Source organism: Thiosulfatihalobacter marinus (genome assembly GCF_016019955.1).
GTDB classification, from domain to species: Bacteria; Pseudomonadota; Alphaproteobacteria; order Rhodobacterales; family Rhodobacteraceae; genus Shimia; species Shimia marinus_A.
On record NZ_JAECRZ010000001.1, the window covers coordinates 360,360 to 381,421 of the forward strand.

16 protein-coding genes are annotated in these 21,062 nt (G+C 63.1%); 10 read left to right on the forward strand and 6 right to left on the reverse strand.

The annotated features are described in order from the left end of the window. Positions 1-97: 97 nt before the first annotated feature. The 3 genes from purL to I3253_RS01765 all read right to left on the reverse strand — a co-directional run bounded on the left by purL (position 98) and on the right by I3253_RS01765 (position 5,828). The gene (purL, locus tag I3253_RS01755) at positions 98-2,257 is read right to left on the reverse strand and encodes a phosphoribosylformylglycinamidine synthase subunit PurL (RefSeq protein WP_197915899.1); all 2,160 of its coding nucleotides are present in this window, start codon (positions 2,255-2,257) and stop codon (positions 98-100) included. 120 nt (positions 2,258-2,377) lie between these two features. Beyond that, positions 2,378-4,651, reverse strand: coding sequence for a mechanosensitive ion channel family protein (locus I3253_RS01760; RefSeq protein WP_197915900.1), 2,274 nt, complete (start codon positions 4,649-4,651; stop codon positions 2,378-2,380). 271 nt (positions 4,652-4,922) lie between these two features. Beyond that, positions 4,923-5,828 (reverse strand): LysR family transcriptional regulator, encoded by a 906-nt coding sequence (locus tag I3253_RS01765; protein WP_197915901.1) that lies wholly within the window; start codon positions 5,826-5,828, stop codon positions 4,923-4,925. Between the two features lie 174 nt (positions 5,829-6,002). Here I3253_RS01765 and I3253_RS01770 point away from each other — a divergent pair, with 174 nt between their 5' ends. The 10 genes from I3253_RS01770 (at position 6,003) to I3253_RS01815 (ending at position 17,440) form a co-directional block, all read left to right on the forward strand. Continuing rightward, positions 6,003-9,416, forward strand: a complete 3,414-nt coding sequence (locus I3253_RS01770) for an indolepyruvate ferredoxin oxidoreductase family protein (protein WP_197915902.1) — start codon at positions 6,003-6,005, stop codon at positions 9,414-9,416. A 91-nt stretch (positions 9,417-9,507) separates the two neighbouring features. After that, positions 9,508-10,380, forward strand: a complete 873-nt coding sequence (locus I3253_RS01775; RefSeq protein ID WP_197915903.1) for a lysophospholipid acyltransferase family protein — start codon at positions 9,508-9,510, stop codon at positions 10,378-10,380. Between the two features lie 20 nt (positions 10,381-10,400). Beyond that, a complete protein-coding gene (gene murI, locus I3253_RS01780) occupies positions 10,401-11,213 on the forward strand; it encodes a glutamate racemase (RefSeq protein ID WP_197915904.1) in 813 nt (270 codons plus the stop codon). A 102-nt stretch (positions 11,214-11,315) separates the two neighbouring features. Next, complete coding sequence (gene argC, locus I3253_RS01785) at positions 11,316-12,344, forward strand: N-acetyl-gamma-glutamyl-phosphate reductase (protein WP_197915905.1); 1,029 nt, start codon at positions 11,316-11,318, stop codon at positions 12,342-12,344. A 21-nt stretch (positions 12,345-12,365) separates the two neighbouring features. Beyond that, positions 12,366-12,815 carry a cytochrome c maturation protein CcmE gene (ccmE, locus tag I3253_RS01790; RefSeq protein WP_197915906.1) on the forward strand — a complete coding sequence of 150 codons (450 nt, stop codon included), beginning with the start codon at positions 12,366-12,368 and terminating at the stop codon, positions 12,813-12,815. A 151-nt stretch (positions 12,816-12,966) separates the two neighbouring features. Continuing rightward, positions 12,967-13,578 carry a holin-associated N-acetylmuramidase gene (locus I3253_RS01795; protein WP_197915907.1) on the forward strand — a complete coding sequence of 204 codons (612 nt, stop codon included), beginning with the start codon at positions 12,967-12,969 and terminating at the stop codon, positions 13,576-13,578. Next, positions 13,569-14,099, forward strand: coding sequence for a holin family protein (locus I3253_RS01800; protein ID WP_197915908.1), 531 nt, complete (start codon positions 13,569-13,571; stop codon positions 14,097-14,099). Before I3253_RS01795 ends, I3253_RS01800 begins: the two co-directional genes overlap by 10 nt. 57 nt (positions 14,100-14,156) lie before the next feature. After that, on the forward strand, positions 14,157-16,130 hold the full coding sequence (locus tag I3253_RS01805; protein ID WP_197916160.1) for a heme lyase CcmF/NrfE family subunit: 1,974 nt from the start codon (positions 14,157-14,159) through the stop codon (positions 16,128-16,130). Next, positions 16,127-16,597 carry a cytochrome c-type biogenesis protein gene (locus I3253_RS01810; RefSeq protein ID WP_197915909.1) on the forward strand — a complete coding sequence of 157 codons (471 nt, stop codon included), beginning with the start codon at positions 16,127-16,129 and terminating at the stop codon, positions 16,595-16,597. The genes I3253_RS01805 and I3253_RS01810 overlap by 4 nt, the downstream gene beginning before the upstream one ends. Positions 16,598-16,663: 66 nt before the next feature. Beyond that, on the forward strand, positions 16,664-17,440 hold the full coding sequence (locus I3253_RS01815) for an enoyl-CoA hydratase-related protein (RefSeq protein ID WP_197915910.1): 777 nt from the start codon (positions 16,664-16,666) through the stop codon (positions 17,438-17,440). A 7-nt stretch (positions 17,441-17,447) separates the two neighbouring features. Here the strand turns inward: I3253_RS01815 and I3253_RS01820 are convergent, their stop codons facing one another. The 3 genes from I3253_RS01820 to gltX all read right to left on the reverse strand — a co-directional run bounded on the left by I3253_RS01820 (position 17,448) and on the right by gltX (position 20,984). Continuing rightward, positions 17,448-17,951, reverse strand: a complete 504-nt coding sequence (locus I3253_RS01820) for a DUF2087 domain-containing protein (RefSeq protein ID WP_197915911.1) — start codon at positions 17,949-17,951, stop codon at positions 17,448-17,450. 240 nt (positions 17,952-18,191) lie between these two features. Next, on the reverse strand, positions 18,192-19,487 hold the full coding sequence (gltA, locus tag I3253_RS01825; protein ID WP_197915912.1) for a citrate synthase: 1,296 nt from the start codon (positions 19,485-19,487) through the stop codon (positions 18,192-18,194). Positions 19,488-19,559: 72 nt separating this feature from the next. Then, complete coding sequence (gene gltX / locus I3253_RS01830) at positions 19,560-20,984, reverse strand: glutamate--tRNA ligase (protein WP_197915913.1); 1,425 nt, start codon at positions 20,982-20,984, stop codon at positions 19,560-19,562. Positions 20,985-21,062: the final 78 nt, after the last annotated feature.

The window sequence follows — 21,062 nt, forward strand, 5'->3', positions numbered from 1 at the left end:
GGCGCGGGTGCAAGCGGGATCGGTGCGGGGCGCCGCCGCGCGCCGGTGCGTGCGCGGATTTGACCGGGTACGCGGCGCGGGGCGGCCAACCCGGCGCCTATGCGATGGCGCTGGCGAAAGCGGAGCGGTAGGTTTCGGCCAGATCGGCCAGCGGCGCGCCGGAATTGCCGAACCAGATGTGATCGCCGGTGAATTTACCCACTGTGGCAATCGGCACGCCGGCCTGGCCGGCGGCGATCATTAGCGCCTCGGCCTGGTCGAAATTGCAGGCCACCAGATAGCGGGCCTGGTCCTCGCCAAAAAGGGTTGCGGTGTCGTCGGTGTCGATCTGGACCCCCACACCTGCCGCCTCGGCCATTTCGAAGGCGGCCAGCGCAAGGCCACCGTCGGAGAGATCGGTGCAGGCCTTGATCAGGCCACGGTTGGCGCGGATGAATTCGCCGTTGCGGCGTTCGGCGTCAAGATCGACATGCGGCGCGTCGCCGTCTTCGCGGTTGAACACTTCGGCCAGAAGGGCCGACTGACCCAGATGGCCGGCGGTATCGCCGATCAGCAGGGCGACATGGCCATCGCGGGCGGTGCCGTTGATCGGCGCTTCGTCGGCAGCGATCAGGCCCACGGCGCCGATGGTGGGGGTGGGCAGGATCGCGGAGCCGTCGGTTTCATTGTAGAGCGACACGTTGCCCGACACGATCGGCATGTCCAGCGCGGCGACAGCTTCGCCGATGCCTTTGATCGCGCCGACGAACTGGCCCATGATGTCCGGCTTTTCGGGGTTGCCGAAATTGAGGTTGTCGGTGGTGGCGAGCGGTTTGGCACCCACGGCGCAGAGGTTGCGGAAGGCTTCGGCCACGGCCTGTTTGCCACCCTCGAAAGGGTTGGCACGCACATAGCGCGGGGTCACATCCGAGGTGAAGGCCAGTTTCTTGTCGGTGCCGTGTACGCGGATGATGCCTGCGCCCTGTCCGGGCAGGCGGGTGCTGTCGGCCATGACCATGGTGTCATACTGTTCATAGACCCATTGCTTGCCCGCGTAATTGGGCGAGGCGATCAGGCCCCTGAGACCGTCGATCGGATCGATTTGGGGCACGTCGGCGAGCGGCTCGGCGGCGGGGGTTTCCACCCAGGGCCGGTCATATTCCGGGGCGCGGCCCGAAAGCGGCGAAAGGGGCAGATCGGCTTTGACCTCGCCGTGATGCAGGATCAGGAAGCGGTCTTCGGCGATGGTTTCGCCGACGATGGCGAAATCCAGATCCCATTTTTCGAACACGGCGCGGGCTTCGGCCTCAAGCTCGGGCTTGAGCACCATCAACATGCGTTCCTGCGACTCGGACAACATCATCTCGTAGGCGGTCATGTTGTCTTCGCGCTGGGGCACGTCTTCGAGGTTGAGTTTCACGCCCAGCTTGCCCTTGTCGCCCATTTCCACCGCCGAACAGGTGAGCCCGGCGGCGCCCATGTCCTGGATCGAGATCACGGCGCCGGTTTGCATCAACTCCAGCGTCGCCTCCATCAGGCGTTTTTCGGTGAACGGATCGCCAACCTGAACGGTGGGGCGTTTTTCCTCGATCGTGTCGTCGAACTCTGCCGAGGCCATGGTGGCACCGCCAACGCCGTCGCGGCCCGTTTTGGCGCCAAGATAGACCACCGGCATGCCCACACCCGAGGCGGCGGAGTAGAAAATGCTGTCGGTTCTGGCGAGACCGGCGGCAAAGGCGTTCACCAGGCAGTTGCCATTATAGGCGGGGTGAAAACGCACCTCGCCACCCACAGTGGGCACGCCGAAACAGTTGCCATAGCCGCCGACGCCCTCGACCACGCCATTGACGAGGCGGCGGGTCTTGGGATGGCCGGTTTCCCCAAAGGACAGCGAGTTCATCGCCGCAACGGGGCGCGCGCCCATGGTGAAGACATCGCGCAGGATGCCGCCCACGCCGGTCGCCGCGCCCTGATAGGGCTCGATATAGGAGGGGTGGTTGTGGCTTTCCATCTTGAACACAACGGCGTCGCCGTCACCGATATCGACGATGCCGGCGTTTTCACCGGGGCCGCAGATCACCTGGGGGCCGTCGGTGGGCAGGGTGCGCAGCCATTTCTTGGAGGATTTGTAGGAACAATGCTCGTTCCACATGGCCGAGAAAATGCCCAGTTCGGTGAAAGTGGGCGCGCGGCCGATGATCTCGAGGATCAGCTGATATTCGTCGGGCTTGAGCCCGTGCGCTTGGATGAGATCGGTGGTGATGGCCGGTTCCTGCATGACAGTCGATTCCCCAAAGGCATGTTTGGGGGTCTCTTAAGCCATGTGGGGCAGGGGGGGAAGGGGGCGCGGGCGCGCATCCGGGCGCCCGCGACAGTGTGTGTCGGAGGCTGCGGCGGATCAGTCCGGCCCCTTGGGCGCGGCGGCGGGGCCTTGCTCTTGCGGTTGGGCCGTGGCGGCTGCGGCCCCGGCGGCGGCGGCGGTGATGGCGGCCTTTTCGTCGTCGCTCAGATCATCGTGATGCTCCAGCCCGGGGATGGCGACGCGCACTTCGCGGCGCGCGAAATCGATCCCGGCCTCGGCAAAGGCGGCCTTGATCTTGTTGTAGATCTCCTTGCGGATCATGAACTGTTTGCCCGGCTTGGCCATGAACTTGCCCCGGATTACCATGCCGACATCATCGATGTCGAACACGCCCTGCGATTTGAAGGGTTGCAGGAAGTCGTCCTTGTACAAGGGATCCTCCATCATTTCCTGACCGATCTTCTTGAAGATTTTCTTGACCTTGTTGGGATCGGTATCAAACGGCACGGTGAATTTCAGCTTCATGATCACCCAGTCACGCGAATAGTTGGTCAGCTTGGGAATCTCGCCATAGGGGATCGTGTGCACGGCGCCGCGGTGGTGGCGCAGCTGCATGGAGCGGATCGAGATCTTTTCGACCGCGCCCATGGTGCCGTCAATCTCGACATAATCGCCGACGCGAAAGGCATCGTCGATCAGGAAGAACACGCCCGAGACCACATCCGTGACCAGTTTCTGCGCGCCAAAACCGATGGCCAGACCCAGGACACCGGCACCGGCCAGAAGCGGGGTGATATCGATGCCGAGATTGCCGATGGCCAGAAGGCCGAAGACCACGATGATTGTGGCGCGCGCCGTCAACAGCATGAGCGGCAGCACCGTGGACAAGCGTGAACCGCTGGCGCCGCCCATTTCGGCATCGGCATCTTCCTGGCTCATGCCAAGGGCGGTCATTTCGGCGGCCATGCGGCTGTTGATCCAGAGCGAGACCGCCTCGTAGGCGACATAGCCCACGACCACGGTCATCAGGAAGCTGAACAGGTTGTCCGCGATTCCGCCGCTGCCGGCCAGCAATTCGGCGATGGTCATGTCCCAGGCGCGGGCGATCAGGGTCATTATGATGCCGATCGCGATGACGCGCCCGATGCGCACATAGCTGCGTTTCGTGGATTTATAGGCGCTTTCGGCCGCCGGCCCTTCGCCGGTCATCGGGGGAACGACATGGCGCACGACGCCCCGGATGGCGGTGTCAATGACGGGCGCGGCAAGCAGCAAGACCATGGTGGTGTAATGCGCCCCCTGAAGCAGGGCGCTGACCTTGCCCAGGCCGATCAGTGTGGTCACAAGCACCCATGTGCCCGCGGCAACCAGGATCGCGAATCCGGGATAGATATCGGCCACGCGACGGTCAAAGGCGGTGGTATCGGGATCGGCGCCCAGCATCATCGTGCGCAGGCCGTCACGCGCGGTGACGGCAATGATGATGATGTAGACATACAGCGCGCTGTCGATCATATAGCCGAGCCGCGTGCTGCCCGGCGGCACGCCGTTGGCGGCAAGGAATGTCACGCTGAACAGGGTCAGGCCGCCCAGAAACACCAGCCCCACGATATTGCGGTGCAGGAACTTCGCCCAGTGGTCATCTATGTTGACAAGGCGCAGATCGGCGCGATGCGGGGCAAGCAGAAAACGTGAGCCCGCCGCCGCAAGGCGCGGCATCCAGATCAGATAGCTCACCAGAGGGGCCGCAAAGCGCAGCATTTCCGGTGTCAGCAAGAGCCGACCAAAGAACCGGATCACGACAAAAAAGATGATCAGGCCGAAAATCTCGCGCAGGAAGCGGCGGAACAGGAAATGCAGCGTGTTGCGCAGGCTTTGCTCGCCGTCGGGATCGACCCGTTGGCGCACCCGGCGCATCAGGTAGGCCCGGACCGCGAATTCCGCCGCAAAGCCGATCGCCAGCACAAGCGCGATCAGGCCAATCCAGGTAAGCAATCCGCCCGATCCGGCGGCCTTTTCGATCTGGCGGGACAGCGCCACACCCAGATACTGAAACGTATCAGGGAGTTTCTGCGCCACCTCGGTCAGGGGGGTGGTGAAGGCGGTCCAGAGGTTCTGGACCCGGTCGGCCAGCGTGACCACCTCTGGCGCTTTCTGCGCGCCGGAAGCGACGGCATCGAGCCGGTCCAGCAGCAGCGCGCGGACCTGATCATCGGACATGCGCGCCACCATGGCGTCGATCGCCTGTGGCGTCATCTTGGTTGGGTCGATTTGCGGGGCGGTCGCGGAACCGTCCTGAGCGGCCAGCGGCGCGGCAAGCAGGATCGTGACCGTGATCAGGCCAAAGACTTTTCTGAAAAGCGCGAACATCTATCCCTCGATCTGTGATTCATTCAATTTGTACCGCCAGATTAACACCGGTGGCCAAAAATGCATTCACTTTGCAGAAATCGCGCAAAAGAAGGGCGGCGAAAAAAAGGCCGAGCAAACAAGCTCGGCCATAGTCCAACAGGGAGGTATGAAGTTGATGCGCTGTTAAGCAATCATCGCCTTCAAGGGATGAATTAGTGATCAGTTTTGAAACGTTCAAGGTTTTTTATGTCGCAGGTGCAGCATGGCTGCTATGCGCCGGAGGCATGGCTTAGGGATTTCCCTTGTTCGCCAGTTGCTTGCGGTGTGAAATGATTTCTTCCTGCACAAAGTCCCGGAAGGCGGCGATGCGCTTGGATTGGCGCAGTTCCTCGGGGTAGGCCAGGAAAACCGGCACTTCGGCGGATTCGATGTCGGGCAGGACGCGCACCAGATCGGGAAAATCCTGAATCACGTAATCGGGCAGAACCCCCACGCCCAGCCCGTGCAGAACCGCTTGCAGGACGCCGAAGTAATTGTTGACGTAAAGCAGCGATTGCACATCGTCGGCCAGCAGGCTTTGCACGAAGCTGGCCCCGGCGCCGACCTGTTCGGAGGTGATGTTCTGACAGATCAGGCGGTGGCGGGAGAGATCGGACAGCGCATTGACGGGGCCGGTTTGCGCCAGGTGCTGTTCGGTCGCGTAAAGGCGCATCCGCACGCTCATCAGGCGCTTGCGGATCAGATCTGCCTGCGAGGGCTCTTTCATGCGGATGGCCACGTCGGCCTCGCGCATGGGCAGGTCAAGCACCTTTTCCTCGAGCATCAGGTCGATATTGAGATCGGGGTATTTTTCATAAAGCTTGGCCAGGCGCGGCGCCAGCCAGAGCGTGCCGAATCCGGTTGTCGTGGTGACGCGCAGTTCGCCGAACACCTCCTCTTCGCTGTCGCGGATTCGGGCGGAGGCGGCATCAAGCCGCTTGGTCATGGACTTGGTCGCGTCAAACAGCAATTCCCCCTGTTCGGTGAGAATCAGCCCGCGCGCGTGGCGGTGAAACAAGGTGGTGTTAAGTGATTCCTCAAGCGCCCGGATCTGCCGGGACACCGCCGATTGAGACAGGTGCAGCACATCGCCCGCATGGGTGAGGCTGCCGGCATCCGCAACGGCGTGGAAGATTCTGAGTTTGTCCCAATCCATCCGGGTAACTTTCGCGACGTTTTCTTTTGTCTAGGCGAAAGAGGTGAAAAACAAAACCACGCGATAGCGCCTTTGTGACCGGCAGGTGAAAAAATATTTGCTTAGGTCAGATATTATGACCTAATAATGTGCCTATATTGTAGACAAGAGATCATCCAGCGAGGGGAGCGCAAGATGAGCATCCAGAAAGTTTCCTTGAACGACAGGCTGGACCTGGAAAAGCGCCACGTGCTGTTGAACGGCACCCAGGCGCTGGTGCGGCTGATGCTGATGCAGAAAGTGCGCGACACGGCCGCCGGTCTGAACACGGCCGGGTATGTGACCGGCTATCGCGGATCGCCGCTGGGCGCGGTGGACAGCCAGATGCTGCGCGCGCAAAAAGTGCTGACGGCGCATGACATCCGGTTTCAGTCGGGGCTGAACGAAGACCTGGCCGCCACCGCGCTGTGGGGCAGCCAGCAGGCCGAGCTGCGCGGCGAGGGCAGGTTCGATGGCGTCTTTGGCCTGTGGTACGGCAAGGGGCCGGGGGTGGACCGCACCGGCGACGTGATGCGCCACGCCAATATGGCGGGCACATCGCAATATGGCGGCGTGCTGATGGCGATGGGCGACGACCACACCGGCGAAAGCTCGACCGTGCTGCATCAGAGCGAATGGGCGCTGGTGGATGCCTACATGCCGGTCGTGTCACCGGCGGGTGTGCAGGAGATCATGGATTACGGGCTTTATGGCATCGCTTTGTCGCGGTTTGCGGGTGTGTGGGTTGGCCTGAAGACCATGAAGGACACGATCGAGGCCACGGCGGTGGTGGATGGCGACCCGCACCGTTTGTCTTTTGGTGTGCCGGAGTTCGACATGCCCGAGGGCGGGCTGAACATTCGGCTTGGGGACACGCCGCACGCGCAGGAAGCGCGGATGATCGACTATAAACGCTTTGCCGCCGAGGCATTTTCCCATGCCAACAAGATGGACAAGCGCATGTGGGGCAAGCCCGGTGCCAAGATCGGCTTTGTCGCGGCGGGCAAGAACTGGCTGGATCTGGTGCACGCACTGGACCTGTTGGGGATCGATGCGGCCGAGGCCGAGCGGCTGGGCATCACCACATACAAGGTGGGGCAGACTTTCCCGCTGGACATGAAGGGGTTTTACACCTGGGCCAACGGGCTCGACCTGATCGTGGTGGTGGAGGAAAAGCGAAAGCTGATCGAGATCCAGATCAAGGAAGCGCTGTTCGATGACAACCGCTATCGCGTCTATGGCTGGTACAAGGGCGGCGCGGGCGGCATGCACCGCGACGAGCTGTTCCCGACGCGCGGCGCGCTGGACCCGATCATGATTGCCGAGAAACTTGGCGAGATCCTGATCGAGGAGGGCCGTGGTACGGACGCGGTGAAGGCCGGGATTTCCAGGCTGACCGAGGCGCGGCGTGCGGACAATGCCGAGGATATTGCCGTGCGCACGCCCTGGTTCTGTTCCGGCTGCCCGCACAATTCTTCGACCAGGGTGCCGGACGGCAGCCGGGCCTATGCCGGGATCGGCTGTCACTATATGGTACAGTGGATGGATCGCGAGACCGTCGGCTTTACCCATATGGGCGGCGAGGGCGCGAACTGGATCGGCGAGGCGCCGTTTTCAAAAACGACGCATGTGTTCCAGAACCTTGGCGACGGCACCTATAACCACTCGGGCGTGCAGGCCATTCGCGCGGCTTTGGCGGCAGGCACCAACATCACCTACAAGATCCTGTTCAATGATGCTGTGGCGATGACCGGCGGGCAGGCCAATGACGGCAATCTGAGCCCGCAGAAGATCGCCGGCGAAGTGCGTGCGATGGGGGTGGAGAAGGTCTTTGTCCTCTATGACGAAAAGGAAGACGTGGATCGGGCGGCCTTTCCCGGTGGGATCACGTTCCACGAACGCGCCGAGTTGATGAACGTGCAGGAGGAATGCCGCAAGATCAGCGGTGTATCGGTTATTGTTTATGTGCAGACCTGTGCCGCCGAAAAACGCCGCCGCCGCAAGCGGGGGCTGTTTCCCGACCCGGATCGCCGGGTGTTCATCAATACCGACATCTGCGAAGGCTGTGGCGATTGCGGGGTGCAGTCGAACTGTATCTCGATCGAGCCGGTCGAGACCGAGCTGGGGCGCAAGCGCAAGATCAACCAGTCCAGCTGTAACAAGGATTTCAGCTGTCTGAACGGATTCTGCCCGAGCTTCCTGACCATCGAGGGCGGCACAATCCGCAAGGGGGTGACGGCGCAGCTTGATCTGCCTCAGATGCCGATGCCGCGGATCGGGCCGATCGAGGGCACCCATAACGTGGTGATCACCGGCGTCGGGGGCACCGGGGTTGTCACCATCGGCGCGGTGCTGGCACAGGCCGCGCAGATTGACGGCAAGGCGGCGGGCATGATGGAGATGGCCGGGTTGGCGCAAAAGGGCGGCGCGGTGCATATCCATTGCCGGCTGGCCGAAACGCCGGGCGATATCAACGCGGTGCGTGTGGCAACGGGCGAGGCGGATGCGCTGATCGGGGGCGACCTGGTGGTAAGCGCCGGGGCCAAGACGCTGGGCCTGACCAGCACGGGGCGCACGGGCGCGGTGGTGAACAGCCACGAGATCATCACCGGATCGTTTACCCAGGACACGGAATTCCGCCTGCCCACCGGGCGTCTGGAAGTCGCGCTTCAGGCGCGAATTCGCGAGCGGCTGGCGATGTTCGATGCGTCGGAACTGGCGCGGATCGTCATGGGCGATTCGATATTCTCGAACATGATGGTGTTTGGCGCGGCTTGGCAGAACGGGCTGGTGCCGGTGAGCCACGAGGCGATCACGGCGGCGATCGAGATCAACGGCGCGGCGGTGGAAAAGAACCTGCGCGCCTTTGAGATCGGCCGCTGGGCGGTGTTGTACCCGGAAGAGGCGGCGGGGCTGCTGGACCCCAAGGTGGTGCAGAAACCCAGGACTTTGGAAGAAAAGATCGCGTTCCGGGCCGATCATCTGGTGAAGTACCAGGGCAAGCGGCTGGCCAGGCGCTATCGCCGGATGGTGGACGGCATCAAGGATGCGCGCCTGAAAGAGGCGGTCGCCAAGGGCTATCACAAGCTGCTGGCCTATAAGGACGAATACGAGGTTGCGCGGCTGCATCTGGAAAGCCGGGCGAGGGCGGAAGAGGTGTTCGAAGGCGATTTCACGATGAAATTCCATCTGGCGCCGCCGATCCTGTCCAGGATGGGGCCGAACGGGCGCCCGCTGAAAAAGGAATACGGGCCGGGCATGGTGCGCCTGTTCAGGATTCTGGCCAGACTGAAGGGGCTGCGCGGCACGCCGCTGGACGTGTTTGGCCGGAACGCAGAGCGCCGGATGGAGCGCGCGCTGATCGCGCAATATGAGGCGGATATGGCGAAGGTTATCGCCGGGCATGGCGAGGCAGCTTCGGATGCGGCGGTTGCCCTGGCCGAACTGCCCTTGCAGATCCGGGGGTATGGACCGGTCAAGCAGGCCAACGAGGCCAAGGCCGCCAAGCGGCGCGAGGAATTGCTTGCGGCGCTGAAAGATGCGGGCACGGTGAAGGCTGCGGCGGAATAGCCGCGCCCCACAGCTCGCGGCAAAATGAGCCCTGTTCAGGATTTGCGAAGCTGCGTATATCGCGGGCAGGACACCTGAATGGGGCCGCGCGATGCAAGGCGACGTTACTCGGGAAATCAGCTATGCCCACTCTGCGGCCACGCGGGGCGGGCGCACCGTTATTCGGCTGTTGGAAAATGCCACAGGGCGGCTGGGCCTGATCCGGCGTGCCGCCGGGTACGAGGACGATGTGGCGCGCGGGCAGGATTTCTGGCGTGTGATGATGGCACGCTACGGGATCAGCCTGGAGGTGATCGGCGGTTCGCTGGACGACATTCCGCGCGACGGGCCGTTGTTGCTTGTGGCCAACCATCCGTTCGGCATTCTGGACGGGATGATGATGGGCCACATGCTGAGCGAAATGCGCGGCGATTTCCGCATTCTGGCCAACAGCGTCTTTCAGAAGGCCGACGAGATCAACCGGATCGTGCTGCCGATTTCCTTTGACGAGGATCGGGACGCGATAAAGTTGAACCTGCGCACGCGGCAGGTGGCGCTGGACTATCTGAAGGCGGGTGGCGCAATCGGCGTTTTCCCGGGCGGCACGGTGAGCACGGCGGCGCGCCCGTTCGGGCGCCCGCTGGATCCCGGCTGGCGCAATTTCACAGCGCGGATGATCGCCAGGTCGCAGGCGCAGGTGGTGCCCGTCTATTTCGAGGGGCGCAACAGCCGCCTGTTCCAGATCGCCAGCCATGTCCACAGTTCGCTGCGGCTGGGGCTGCTGATCAAGGAATTCGGCAAGCGGGTGGATTCGCCGGTTCAGGCGGTGATTGGCAAGCCGATCGCGCGGGCCGATCTGGACCGGTTTGGCGGCGACTCGCGCGGGTTGATGGACTTCCTGCGGCAACGCACCTATGACTTGTCGCCAAGACCGATCCCGGCCAACGGCTATGGGTTTGAATTCGAAGAGAAACACCGGGCATAGCCCGACGATTGGACAGTGCGATGGCAGTTGGCATCTTTGACAGTGGCCTGGGTGGCCTGACGGTTCTGGAGGCGGTGCGCAAGCGTTTGCCGGAACAGTCGTTTGTCTATTTCGGAGACAACGCCCATGCGCCTTACGGGGTGCGCGATGCCGAGGACGTGTACAATCTGACAACCGCCGCCGTGGAACGGATGTGGGAGGCGGGATGTGACCTGGTGATTCTGGCCTGCAACACAGCCAGCGCGGCGGCGTTGCGGCGGATGCAGGAACGCTGGATACCTGCCGACAAGCGGGTGTTGGGCGTGTTCGTGCCGCTGATCGAGGCGCTGACCGAGCGCAGCTGGGGCGACAATTCGCCACCGCGCGAAGTGGCTGTCAAGCATGTGGCGCTGTTTGCCACGCCGGCCACGGTGGCGAGCCGGGCGTTCCAGCGCGAACTGGCGTTTCGCGCGATCGGAGTGGATGTCGAGGCGCAGGCCTGTGGCGGCGTGGTGGATGCGATCGAGGATGGCGATCTGATCCTGGCCGAGGCGCTGGTGCGCAGCCATGTGGACGCGCTGAAACGCAAGATGCCGCATCCCGAGGCGGCGATCCTGGGCTGCACACATTATCCGTTGATGCATGACACGTTCCAGGACGCGCTGGGGGCGGATGTGAAAGTGTATTCGCAAGCCAATCTGGTGGCCGAATCGCTGGCCGACTATCTTGAGCGGCATCCGAAAATGAAGGGCAGCGGCACCGAGTCGCTTTTCCTGACCACGGGGGACGCGCGCCGCGTGTCGGACCGGGCCACGCATTTCCTGCGACGACAGATCACATTTCAGTCTGTCTGAGCCGGTGGCTCTCGTAATTTGCACAAATCTGAACTACATACCGACCCCGAAGAGAGGGCGGGCACGCCGGTGGGCGTGTTTTGGAAAGGAAGCGGTCTGATCATGACCCACAAAATCGCGATACTGGGCGCCAGCGGCTATACCGGCGCGGAACTTGTCCGGCTGATTGCCACCCATCCCAACATGGAGATCGTGGCGCTGTCAGCCGATCGCAAGGCAGGCATGGAGATGGCCGCCGTGTTTCCGCATCTGCGCCATATGGATCTGCCAACCCTTTGCAGAATAGACGAAATTGATTTCGGCGCGGTGGATATGTGTTTCTGCGCCTTGCCCCACGCGACGAGCCAGGCTGTGATCCGTGATCTGCCCAAGGGGCTGAAGATCGTGGACCTGTCGGCGGATTTCCGGCTGCGTGACGCGGAGGAATACGCGCGCTGGTATGGCGGGCAACATGACGCGCTGGAGTGTCAGGCAGAGGCGGTATACGGGCTGACCGAATTCTACCGTGACGAGATCCGCAAGGCGCGGCTTGTGGCCGGGACGGGATGCAACGCGGCGACCGGGCAGTATATCCTGTCGCCTTTGTTCAAAGCCGGTGTAATTGACTTTGATCATGTCATACTGGACCTGAAATGTGCTGTATCGGGGGCGGGCCGGTCGCTGAAGGAGAACCTTTTGCATGCCGAGCTGAGCGAAGGGTATCACGCCTATGCCGTGGGTGGCACGCACCGGCATCTGGGCGAGTTCGACCAGGAGTTCAGCAAGATCGCAGGCCGCGAGGTGAAGATCCAGTTCACGCCGCATCTGGTGCCTGCGAACCGGGGGATCCTGGGGACCGGCTATGTGCACGGTGATGCGCGCGAAATATATGATACACTGTCGGCGGTTTATGCTGACGAGCCGTTCATCAGGGTACTGCCATTTGGCGAAACGCCGAGCACGAAACATATCCGGGCCTCGAACTTCTGCCATATCGGCGTGGTTGCGGACCGGATCGAGGGCCGCGTGATCGTGATCGCGGCACTGGACAATTTGACCAAGGGCTCAAGCGGGCAGGCATTGCAGAACGCGAACCTGATGCTTGGGGAAGAGGAAACAGAGGGCCTGATGTTGGCGCCGGTCTTCCCGTAAGGCCCAAGAAGGGGATAGAGGATGAAGAACCTCAAGAAACGACGCAGAATCCAGGTGATCATTGTCGCCTTCGTGGCGCTGGCCGTGTCGACGGCGTTGATCGGGTATGCCATGCAGGACGGGATCAATTTCTTCCGCTCGCCCAGCGAAGTGGCCGAATCGCCGCCCCCCGCCAGCGAGGTTTTCCGTATTGGCGGGCTGGTCGAGGAGGGCACGCTGAAGCGCGGAGAGGGCGAGATCGTGACCTTTTCGGTGACGGATGGCGGCGCGTCGATCAAGGTGACCTATGCCGGTGTGCTGCCGGACCTGTTCGAGGAAAAGCAGGGCATGGTTGGTACGGGCCGTTACATCAACGGCGTGTTCGAAGCGGATGAAATCCTGGCCAAGCACGACGAAAGCTATATGCCCCGCGAAGTGGTGGATGCGCTGAAGGCGCAGGGGGTCTATGTGGAGCCCGAAGAAGGCACCTGAGGGTCCGCCGGAACCACAGGTCGCGCGCCCGCCGTTGTCTGACGGCGGGCTTTTTCGTGCCGGGATCGGGGCGGGGCGTACGGTGGTCTTGGGCGGTGTTAACGCCTTTGCGGCAATCTGTGGCGCACCGAGATCAGCGCGAGGAGCTGCCATGCTGGACGTTCGTCAGATAGCCCGAGAGATAATCGACCGCGAAGGCGGGTTCGTGAATGACCCGGACGATCCGGGGGGGGCCACGAAATACGGGGTCACGATCGAGACCGCGCGCCGGGTCGGGCTGGACAAGGACGGCGATGGCGACGTGGACGTGAGCGACCTGCGCGCGCTGAGCCGCGAGGATGCGGTACGGGTGTTCATGGAATACTATTTTCAGCGTCCCGGGATCGCAAGGCTGCCCGAAGTGCTGCAAGCGTCGGTGTTCGACATGTATGTCAACGCGGGCGCGAATGCGGTGAAGATCCTGCAACGCCTGCTGGGCCAGATGGGGCATCGCGTGGACGTGGACGGCGCGATCGGGCCGCAAACCGTTGCTGCCAGCCAGGCGGCGGCAGCGGCGGCGCCCGATCACCTCGCGGATGCCTACGGGATCGCGCGGCGCAACTATTATTTCCGACTGGCCGACCAGCGCCCGGCCTCACGCAAATACGCGCGCAGCCGGTCGGGTGGCAAGGGCGGCTGGATCGAACGCGCCGAAGTGTTCATTTCGCCCCGTTATCACATGAGCGCGGCGGAGTTTCACAAGCGGGTGGCGGCATGGGACTGATCGAGCGGATATTGTCGGCGTTTTTTGGCGGCGGGCGCAACGTGGTGGCGCAAACCGCCGAGGTGTTTCGCGAGAATGCCGAGGCCGGCGCGGGACGGGCCCAGGAGGTGCAGATCGCGGCAATGGAGGGATTCGCGGCAGAGTTTCGACAGGCCGGGCGCGGAAGGTTTGACCGGATCATGGATGGCGTGAACCGGCTGCCGCGTCCGGCCATGGCGCTGGGCTGTCTGGGGCTGATCGTGTCGGCCATGATCAGCCCGGTGTGGTTTGCCGAACGCATGGCGGGGATCGCGCTTGTTCCGGAGCCGCTGTGGTGGCTGTTGGGCGTGGTGGTGAGTTTCTATTTCGGCGCGCGCCACCAGGCCAAGGGCCAGGAATTCCAGCGCAGCATCGCCGGAACCATGGCGCAGGTGCCGCGCGTGGTGGACAACATCCGCGCGGTGCGCGCGCTGGAGGACGGGACCGGCGGCGCCGAGGAGAACGCGGCGCTGGCAGAGTGGACAAAGAGCCGCGCCCGATAGGGTGCCGACTTGACAAAAGCCATTGGCCGCGACTTTGACCCGGCCTATACATTGGCCATGATCGTAGAATTTGGCCATTTTGCCCTGATACTGGCCGCCTTCACCGCCATGGTGCAGGCGGTCGTTCCGCTGATTGGTGCCCATAACCGCTGGCCCGGCTGGATGGCCGTTGCGCGGCCGGCGGCAGGGCTGCAATTTTTCTTTACCGGCCTGTCCTTTGGGGCGCTGACCTATGCGTTCGTGACCTCGGATTTCACCGTGCAACTGGTGAACCTGAATTCGCACTCGCTCAAGCCGGTGCTTTACAAGGTGACGGGGGTTTGGGGGAATCACGAAGGGTCGATGTTGTTGTGGGTCTTCATTCTGACCCTGTTCGGCGCCTGCCTGGCGTGGTTTGGCGGCAATCTTCCGCCCGGATTGCGGGCGCGGGCGTTGTCGGTGCAGGCGGCGGTGGGGGTTGCGTTTTACGGGTTCATCCTGTTCACGTCCAACCCGTTCGAGCGCATGAGCGTGGCGCCGCTTGACGGGCGCGGCCTGAACCCGATCCTCCAGGATCCGGGGTTGGCGCTGCATCCCCCGTTTCTGTATCTCGGCTATGTGGGGCTGAGCGTGTCGTTTTCCTTTGCCATTGCCGCCCTGATCGAGGGGCGGGTGGACGCCGCCTGGGCCCGTTGGGTGCGGCCATGGACGCTGGCGGCATGGGTGTTCCTGACCTTTGGTATCGTGTTGGGGTCGTGGTGGGCCTATTCCGAACTGGGCTGGGGCGGGATCTGGTTCTGGGATCCGGTGGAGAACGCGTCTTTCATGCCGTGGCTGCTGGCGGCGGCGTTGTTGCATTCGGCGATCGTGGTGGAAAAGCGTGAGGCGCTGAAGAGCTGGACCATCCTGTTGGCGATTCTGGCCTTTGGGTTTTCGCTGATCGGGACATTTCTTGTGCGGTCGGGGGTGATCACTTCGGTTCATGCCTTTGCCAATGATCCGGAGCGCGGGGTTTTCATCCTGGCCATTCTGGCGCTGTTCACCGGGGGCGGGCTGGTGTTGTTCGCGGCGCGCGCCTCGGCGATGGAGGCAAAGGGGATCTTTGGCATGGTCAGCCGCGAAAGCGCGCTGGTCGTGAACAATGTCCTGTTGGCGGTGAGCTGTTTCGTGGTGTTTGTCGGAACGATCTGGCCGCTGGTGAGCGATATCTTCTTCGTGCGCAAGCTGAGCGTGGGGGCGCCGTTTTTTGACACGGCGTTCACGCCGTTTGTCGTGGCCATGGGGGTGATCCTGCCCGTTGGGGCGATACTGCCCTGGAAACGGGCAAGGCTGGGCAAGGCGATGCGGCCGCTGATCCCGGCGCTTGTGCTGGCGCTGGGGCTGGCTGGTCTGGCCTGGGCGATGCAGAGCGGGCGCACCCTTTTGGGGCCGGTCGGGCTCTTCCTGGGGGCGTGGCTGGTTTTTGGCGCCCTGACCGACCTGTATACACGCACCGGCCGCGGGGCGCGGGGCGCCCGTCTGCGGCGGCTGGCGCGGCTGCCGCGGGCCGACTGGGGCAAGGCCGTGGCCCATGCGGGGCTGGGCGTGACGATATTCGCCGTTGCCGGGCTTTGGGCGTGGGAAAAAGAGGACATCCGCGTTGCGTTTGCGAACAATCCGTTCGAGTTTGCCGGCTACGAGTTCACACTGGAGCGCGTGCGTGACGTGCAGGGGCCGAACTATCGGTCGACGATGGCCGATGTGCGCCTGCGCAGGGACGGGCGCGACGTGACGGTATTGCAGCCGGAAAAGCGGGTGTATTCGGTATCGAACACGCCGACAACGGAGGCCGCGATCCATTACCGGCTCTTGCGCGATATCTACGTGGTCCTGGGGGATGCTCAGCTGGGCGGCGGGTATACTTTGCGCAGCTATAGCAAGCCGCTGACCAGCTGGCTTTGGATCGGCACGTTGATGATGGCGTTGGGTGGCGGGCTGAGCCTGTCGGACCGGCGCTATCGCGTGGCGGCCGGGGGGCGCAAGGCTGCGATCAGGGGAGTGCCCGCGCAATGATCCGGTTGCGCAAGGCGATGGCCCCGCTGATCTGGGTCGTGATGCTGGCGGGCGCTGTCTGGGCGGTGCAACCCGACGAAGTTCTGGACGATCCGGTGCTGGAAAGCCGGGCGCGGGAAATCTCGAAGGAGTTGCGCTGTCTGGTGTGCCGCAACGAAAACATTGACGAATCGAACGCCGATCTTGCGCGCGATCTGCGTCTTTTGGTGCGCGAACGGCTGGTCGCCGGAGACAGTGACACGGAAGTTGTCGACTATGTGGTGGATCGCTTTGGTGAATATGTGCTGTTGCGGCCGCGAACCGGCGGGTCCAATATCCTGCTGTGGGCGGCGGGCCCCGCGGCGCTTGGCCTTGCGCTGATCATGTCGGGGCTATACCTGCGGCGTCGCAGCCTGGCGCCCCCGCGCCATGCGGGTGGGCTGAGCGCGCAGGAAGAGGCGCGACTGAAGGAAATCCTGAAAGACTGACGTGAGGTCCGGCTTGGAGCACGCGAAATGCGATGCCAGGCTGGTAATGGCAGCGGAGGCACGCGAATGAATTATGAAACCATCTCAGTGAGCAACTCGGACGGTGTGGCGATCGTGACGCTGGACCGGCCCGACACGATGAACGCGCTGACCCAGCAGATGCGGGCCGAGATCACCGACGCGGTGATCGACGCCGGGCGCAATGCGCGGGTTGTGGTTCTGACCGGCGCGGGCAAGGCGTTCTGCTCGGGGCAGGATCTGGGCGACGGCGGCAGCGCGGCGTCGATGGATCTGGAGCGGGGGCTGCGGGATGAATATACGCCGATGATCCGCGCCATTCGGGAATGCCCGGTGCCCACGATCAGCGCGGTAAACGGCGCCGCGGCGGGGGCGGGTGCGAACCTAGCGTTGGCGGCGGATGTGGTGATTGCCGCCCAGAGCGCCTATTTTTTGCAGGCCTTTGCCCGGATTGGGCTGATGCCGGATGCGGGGGGCACCTATGTGTTGCCGCGCGCCATGGGCATGGCCAAGGCGATGGGCGCGGCATTGTTCGCCGACAGGATCTCCGCCCGCCAGGCCGATGACTGGGGCATGATCTGGGAATCGGTCGGGGACGATGTGTTTGACGCGCATTGGCGCGAGAGGGCCGCGCATCTGGCCAACGGACCGACACAAGCCTATGCCCGTATCAAGCAGGCGATGCGCGAAAGCTGGGACAAGGACTGGATCGGCCAGATGGAAAACGAGGCCCGGTTGCAGGGCCGTCTGGGCAAGACACGCGATTTCCAGGAAGGCGTATTGGCGTTTCTGGAAAAGCGCCCCGCGAATTACGAGGGGCGCTGATCCGTCGTCAGCCGCGCAGATGCGCCATGAGGGCCAGTGCCTCGGGGGTGGGTTTGCGTTCTACACGTCGATAGGCGGAACCGTCGGTGGCCCGCGTGGCAAGCCCGTGGTCGATCAACGAGCGCCGCACAAGGACGTGATCCGGAAAGGCCAGACCCTCTTTCAGTATGGTGTTGACCTCTTTTTCCGTCATCTTGCGATGCGCCGGAAGCCGTGCCCAGAACGGCCAGAGGCACAGACCCTGAACCTTGGTCCATTTCGGCCAGCGCGCCATGCGCCCGGTGTCGTCAAAAACCCGCATGGCGCGTTTTAGCGCGAGTTCGTCCAGATCCGGCGCGGATGGCTGTGCGGAGCGCAGATGCTGGTGGTTGCGATAGCCTGCTGCCTTGGCAATCAGCGTCAGCATTGCGGCATGGCCGGGCAGGGCCTCGGTCTGGGAAAGCGATTTGCGCAAAATCCGCGCAAAGCCGGAGATATCGTCAATGAAAAGTGGCGTCACGTCTTTGGACATGGCCGAGCATCCTTTTGGCACTGTGCCGCCCCGGAGGGGTCGATGGCCGCCCTTGTCGACGGCACGAACAAAGGGTGCTGTCGGTGGTATCAAACAGGTTTAGCGTGGTCGGATGACCGGCGGCGCCTTGGTGAACTGCGGACCATGGGCGGGACATAGGCGCCTTTGCGCCAGACCGCAAGCCCACGAAAAAGGGGCCGCCCGAAAGAGCGGCCCCTTGGCAGATCAGTGACGCCGGGATCAGCGGTTTTCGATATCCACGTAGTCGCGTTCGGTTTCGCCCAGGTAGAGCTGGCGCGGGCGGCCGATCTTGTGGGCCGGATCGGACAGCTGCTCTTTCCACTGGGAAATCCAGCCGACGGTGCGCGACAGCGCAAAAACCGGGGTGAACATCGACGTGGGGAAGCCCATCGCCTCGAGGATGATGCCCGAGTAGAAATCGACGTTCGGGAACAGCTTTTTCTCGGCGAAATAGGGATCGGCCAGGGCGGCGGCCTCGAGTTCCTTGGCGGTGGCCAGGATCGGGTTGTTCTCGACGCCCAGAAGTTCCAGCACCTCGTCGGCGGACTGTTTCATGACCGTCGCGCGCGGGTCGAAATTCTTGTAGACGCGGTGGCCAAAGCCCATCAGACGGAACGGATCGTTCTTGTCCTTGGCGCGGGCGATATATTCCGGGATGTTTTCCGGCGAGCCGATTTCCTTGAGCATCTCCAGGCAGGCCTGGTTGGCGCCGCCATGGGCCGGGCCCCAGAGGCAGGCGATGCCGGCGGCGATACAGGCGAACGGGTTGGCGCCCGAAGACGAGGCCAGGCGCACCGTCGAGGTGGAGGCGTTCTGTTCGTGATCGGCATGCAGGGTGAAGATGCGGTCCATGGCGCGGCTGAGGATCGGATCGACATGGTATTCTTCGGCCGGGACGGCAAAGCACATGTGCAGGAAGTTGGCCGCGTAATCGAGATCGTTGCGCGGATACATGAACGGTTGGCCGATCGAGTATTTATAGGCCATCGCCGCAATCGTCGGCATCTTGGCGATCAGGCGGTGGCTGGCAACTTCGCGCTGGCGCGGGTCGCTGATGTCGGTCGAATCGTGGTAGAAGGCCGACATGGCACCGACCACGCCCACCATGGTGGCCATCGGATGCGCGTCGCGGCGGAAGCCGCGGAAGAAGTTGTGCATCTGTTCGTGGATCATGGTGTGGCGGGTGATCGTGCGCTCGAAATCCTCAAGCTCGGCCGCCGAGGGCAGTTCGCCGTAGAGCAGCAGATAGCAGACTTCGAGATAGTGCGATTTGCCCGCCAGCTGGTCGATCGGGTAGCCGCGGTGCAGCAGTTCGCCTTTTTCACCGTCGATATAGGTGATGGTCGAGTCGCAGGCCGCAGTCGAGGTGAAGCCGGGGTCATAGGTGAACACGCCAGCCTGGCCATAGAGCTTGCGAATGTCCAGCACATCCGGCCCCGCAGTGGGCGAATGGATCGGCAGTTCGTAGCTTTGACCGTCGATCGTCAAAGTCGCGGTTTTCTGAGTGTCAGACATTCAATTTCCCTTCATCTTCATGCCCGAGCGCGGATCACGCGAGCGTTGCTTGTTAGGTGGGACGCAACCCGATCAGCCGTCTTGCGCCGCCGCTTCGTATCGGGCCGCGTCCATCAGGCGGGCGAGCGTTTCCTCGCGGCCCAGGACCAGCATCATGTCGAATACGCTTGGTGTCACCGCGCGCCCCGCAAGCGCCGCCCGCAAGGGACCAGCCATCTTGCCGAACTTGATTTCGCGGGCTTCTGCGAAAGCGCTTGTGACAGCCTCCAAACCGTCTCGCGTCCAGCTAGCATTTTGCAGCTGCGGCGTCAATTCTGTCAGTATACCACGGGATACTGAATCAAGGTTTTTCGCGGCCTTCGCATCCGGTTCCAGCGGGCGATCGGCCAATACAAAGTGAGCTTTTTCAATAAGTTCCGGGAAGGTCTTGGCGCGCTCTTTGAGGCAATACATCGCAGTCCCCAAAAGGGTGGACTTTTCGTCGCTGAGGGGGGGCAGCCCTGTTGCGACGAGAAATTCCTGCAATTCTTGCAGCAGTGCGGCATCGTCCGCGGCGGCGATGTGCTGGCCGCAGAGGTTTTCCAGCTTTCTGGTGTCGAACCGGGCCGGGCTTTTGCCGATTCCGTCAAGATCAAACCACGCCCGGGCCTGCGCATCGGTGAAATATTCGTCATCGCCATGGCTCCAGCCCAGGCGCGCGAGGTAGTTGCGCATTCCCGCCGCCGGATAGCCCATCTTCTGGTATTCCCCGGCCCCCAGCGCGCCGTGGCGCTTGGACAGCTTCTTGCCGTCCGGTCCGTGGATCAGCGGAATATGCGCCCAGACCGGCACGTCCCAGCCCATGGCCTGATAGATCATCATCTGGCGCGCCGCGTTGTTGAGATGGTCGTCGCCCCGGATCACGTGGGTCACGCCCATGTCATGGTCATCGACAACCACCGCCAGCATGTAGACCGGCGTGCCGTCCGAGCGCAGCAGGATCATGTCGTCAAGCTGGTCGTTGCGAATGGTGACATCGCCCTGGACCTGATCGCGGATCACGGTTTCGCCGGTCAGAGGCGCCTTGATGCGGATCGCGTGGGGGGCGTCGGGATGGGTTGCCGGGTCGGCATCGCGCCAGGGGCTGCGATAGAGGGTCGATCTTCCCTCGGCGCGGGCCTGTTCGCGGAAGGCGGCGATTTCGTCCTGCGTGGCAAAGCATTTATACGCCTTGCCCTGGGCCAGAAGCTGGTGCGCCACCTCGGCGTGACGCGCGGCGCCCTCGAACTGGGACACCACGTCGCCATCGTGATCCAGGCCCAGCCAGGCCAGCCCTTGCAGGATGGCGGCCGTTGCCTCGGGGGTGGAGCGGGCGCGGTCCGTATCTTCGATCCGCAGCAGGAACTTGCCGCCCCGGCCACGGGCGTAGAGCCAGTTGAACAGCGCGGTGCGCGCGCCGCCGATATGCAGGAAACCGGTGGGGGATGGGGCGAAACGGGTGACGACCTGGGCTGACATCGGGGAGCTTAACCTTTCGGTAACCATGCATGATCTAGCGTTGGCGCCTGTCTATCGACCCGCCCGAGAGAGGACAAG

Coding starts and splice junctions, on each gene's coding strand:
- I3253_RS01775 (WP_197915903.1), top strand. CDS start 9,508: ATGCAAGGCGACGTTACTCGGGAAATCAGCTATGCCCACTCTGCGGCC.
- purL (WP_197915899.1), bottom strand. CDS start 2,257: ATGCAGGAACCGGCCATCACCACCGATCTCATCCAAGCGCACGGGCTC.
- I3253_RS01815 (WP_197915910.1), top strand. CDS start 16,664: ATGAATTATGAAACCATCTCAGTGAGCAACTCGGACGGTGTGGCGATC.
- gltX (WP_197915913.1), bottom strand. CDS start 20,984: ATGTCAGCCCAGGTCGTCACCCGTTTCGCCCCATCCCCCACCGGTTTC.
- I3253_RS01770 (WP_197915902.1), top strand. CDS start 6,003: ATGAGCATCCAGAAAGTTTCCTTGAACGACAGGCTGGACCTGGAAAAG.
- ccmE (WP_197915906.1), top strand. CDS start 12,366: ATGAAGAACCTCAAGAAACGACGCAGAATCCAGGTGATCATTGTCGCC.
- murI (WP_197915904.1), top strand. CDS start 10,401: ATGGCAGTTGGCATCTTTGACAGTGGCCTGGGTGGCCTGACGGTTCTG.
- I3253_RS01805 (WP_197916160.1), top strand. CDS start 14,157: ATGATCGTAGAATTTGGCCATTTTGCCCTGATACTGGCCGCCTTCACC.
- I3253_RS01820 (WP_197915911.1), bottom strand. CDS start 17,951: ATGTCCAAAGACGTGACGCCACTTTTCATTGACGATATCTCCGGCTTT.
- gltA (WP_197915912.1), bottom strand. CDS start 19,487: ATGTCTGACACTCAGAAAACCGCGACTTTGACGATCGACGGTCAAAGC.
- I3253_RS01810 (WP_197915909.1), top strand. CDS start 16,127: ATGATCCGGTTGCGCAAGGCGATGGCCCCGCTGATCTGGGTCGTGATG.
- I3253_RS01800 (WP_197915908.1), top strand. CDS start 13,569: ATGGGACTGATCGAGCGGATATTGTCGGCGTTTTTTGGCGGCGGGCGC.
- argC (WP_197915905.1), top strand. CDS start 11,316: ATGACCCACAAAATCGCGATACTGGGCGCCAGCGGCTATACCGGCGCG.
- I3253_RS01760 (WP_197915900.1), bottom strand. CDS start 4,651: ATGTTCGCGCTTTTCAGAAAAGTCTTTGGCCTGATCACGGTCACGATC.
- I3253_RS01765 (WP_197915901.1), bottom strand. CDS start 5,828: ATGGATTGGGACAAACTCAGAATCTTCCACGCCGTTGCGGATGCCGGC.
- I3253_RS01795 (WP_197915907.1), top strand. CDS start 12,967: ATGCTGGACGTTCGTCAGATAGCCCGAGAGATAATCGACCGCGAAGGC.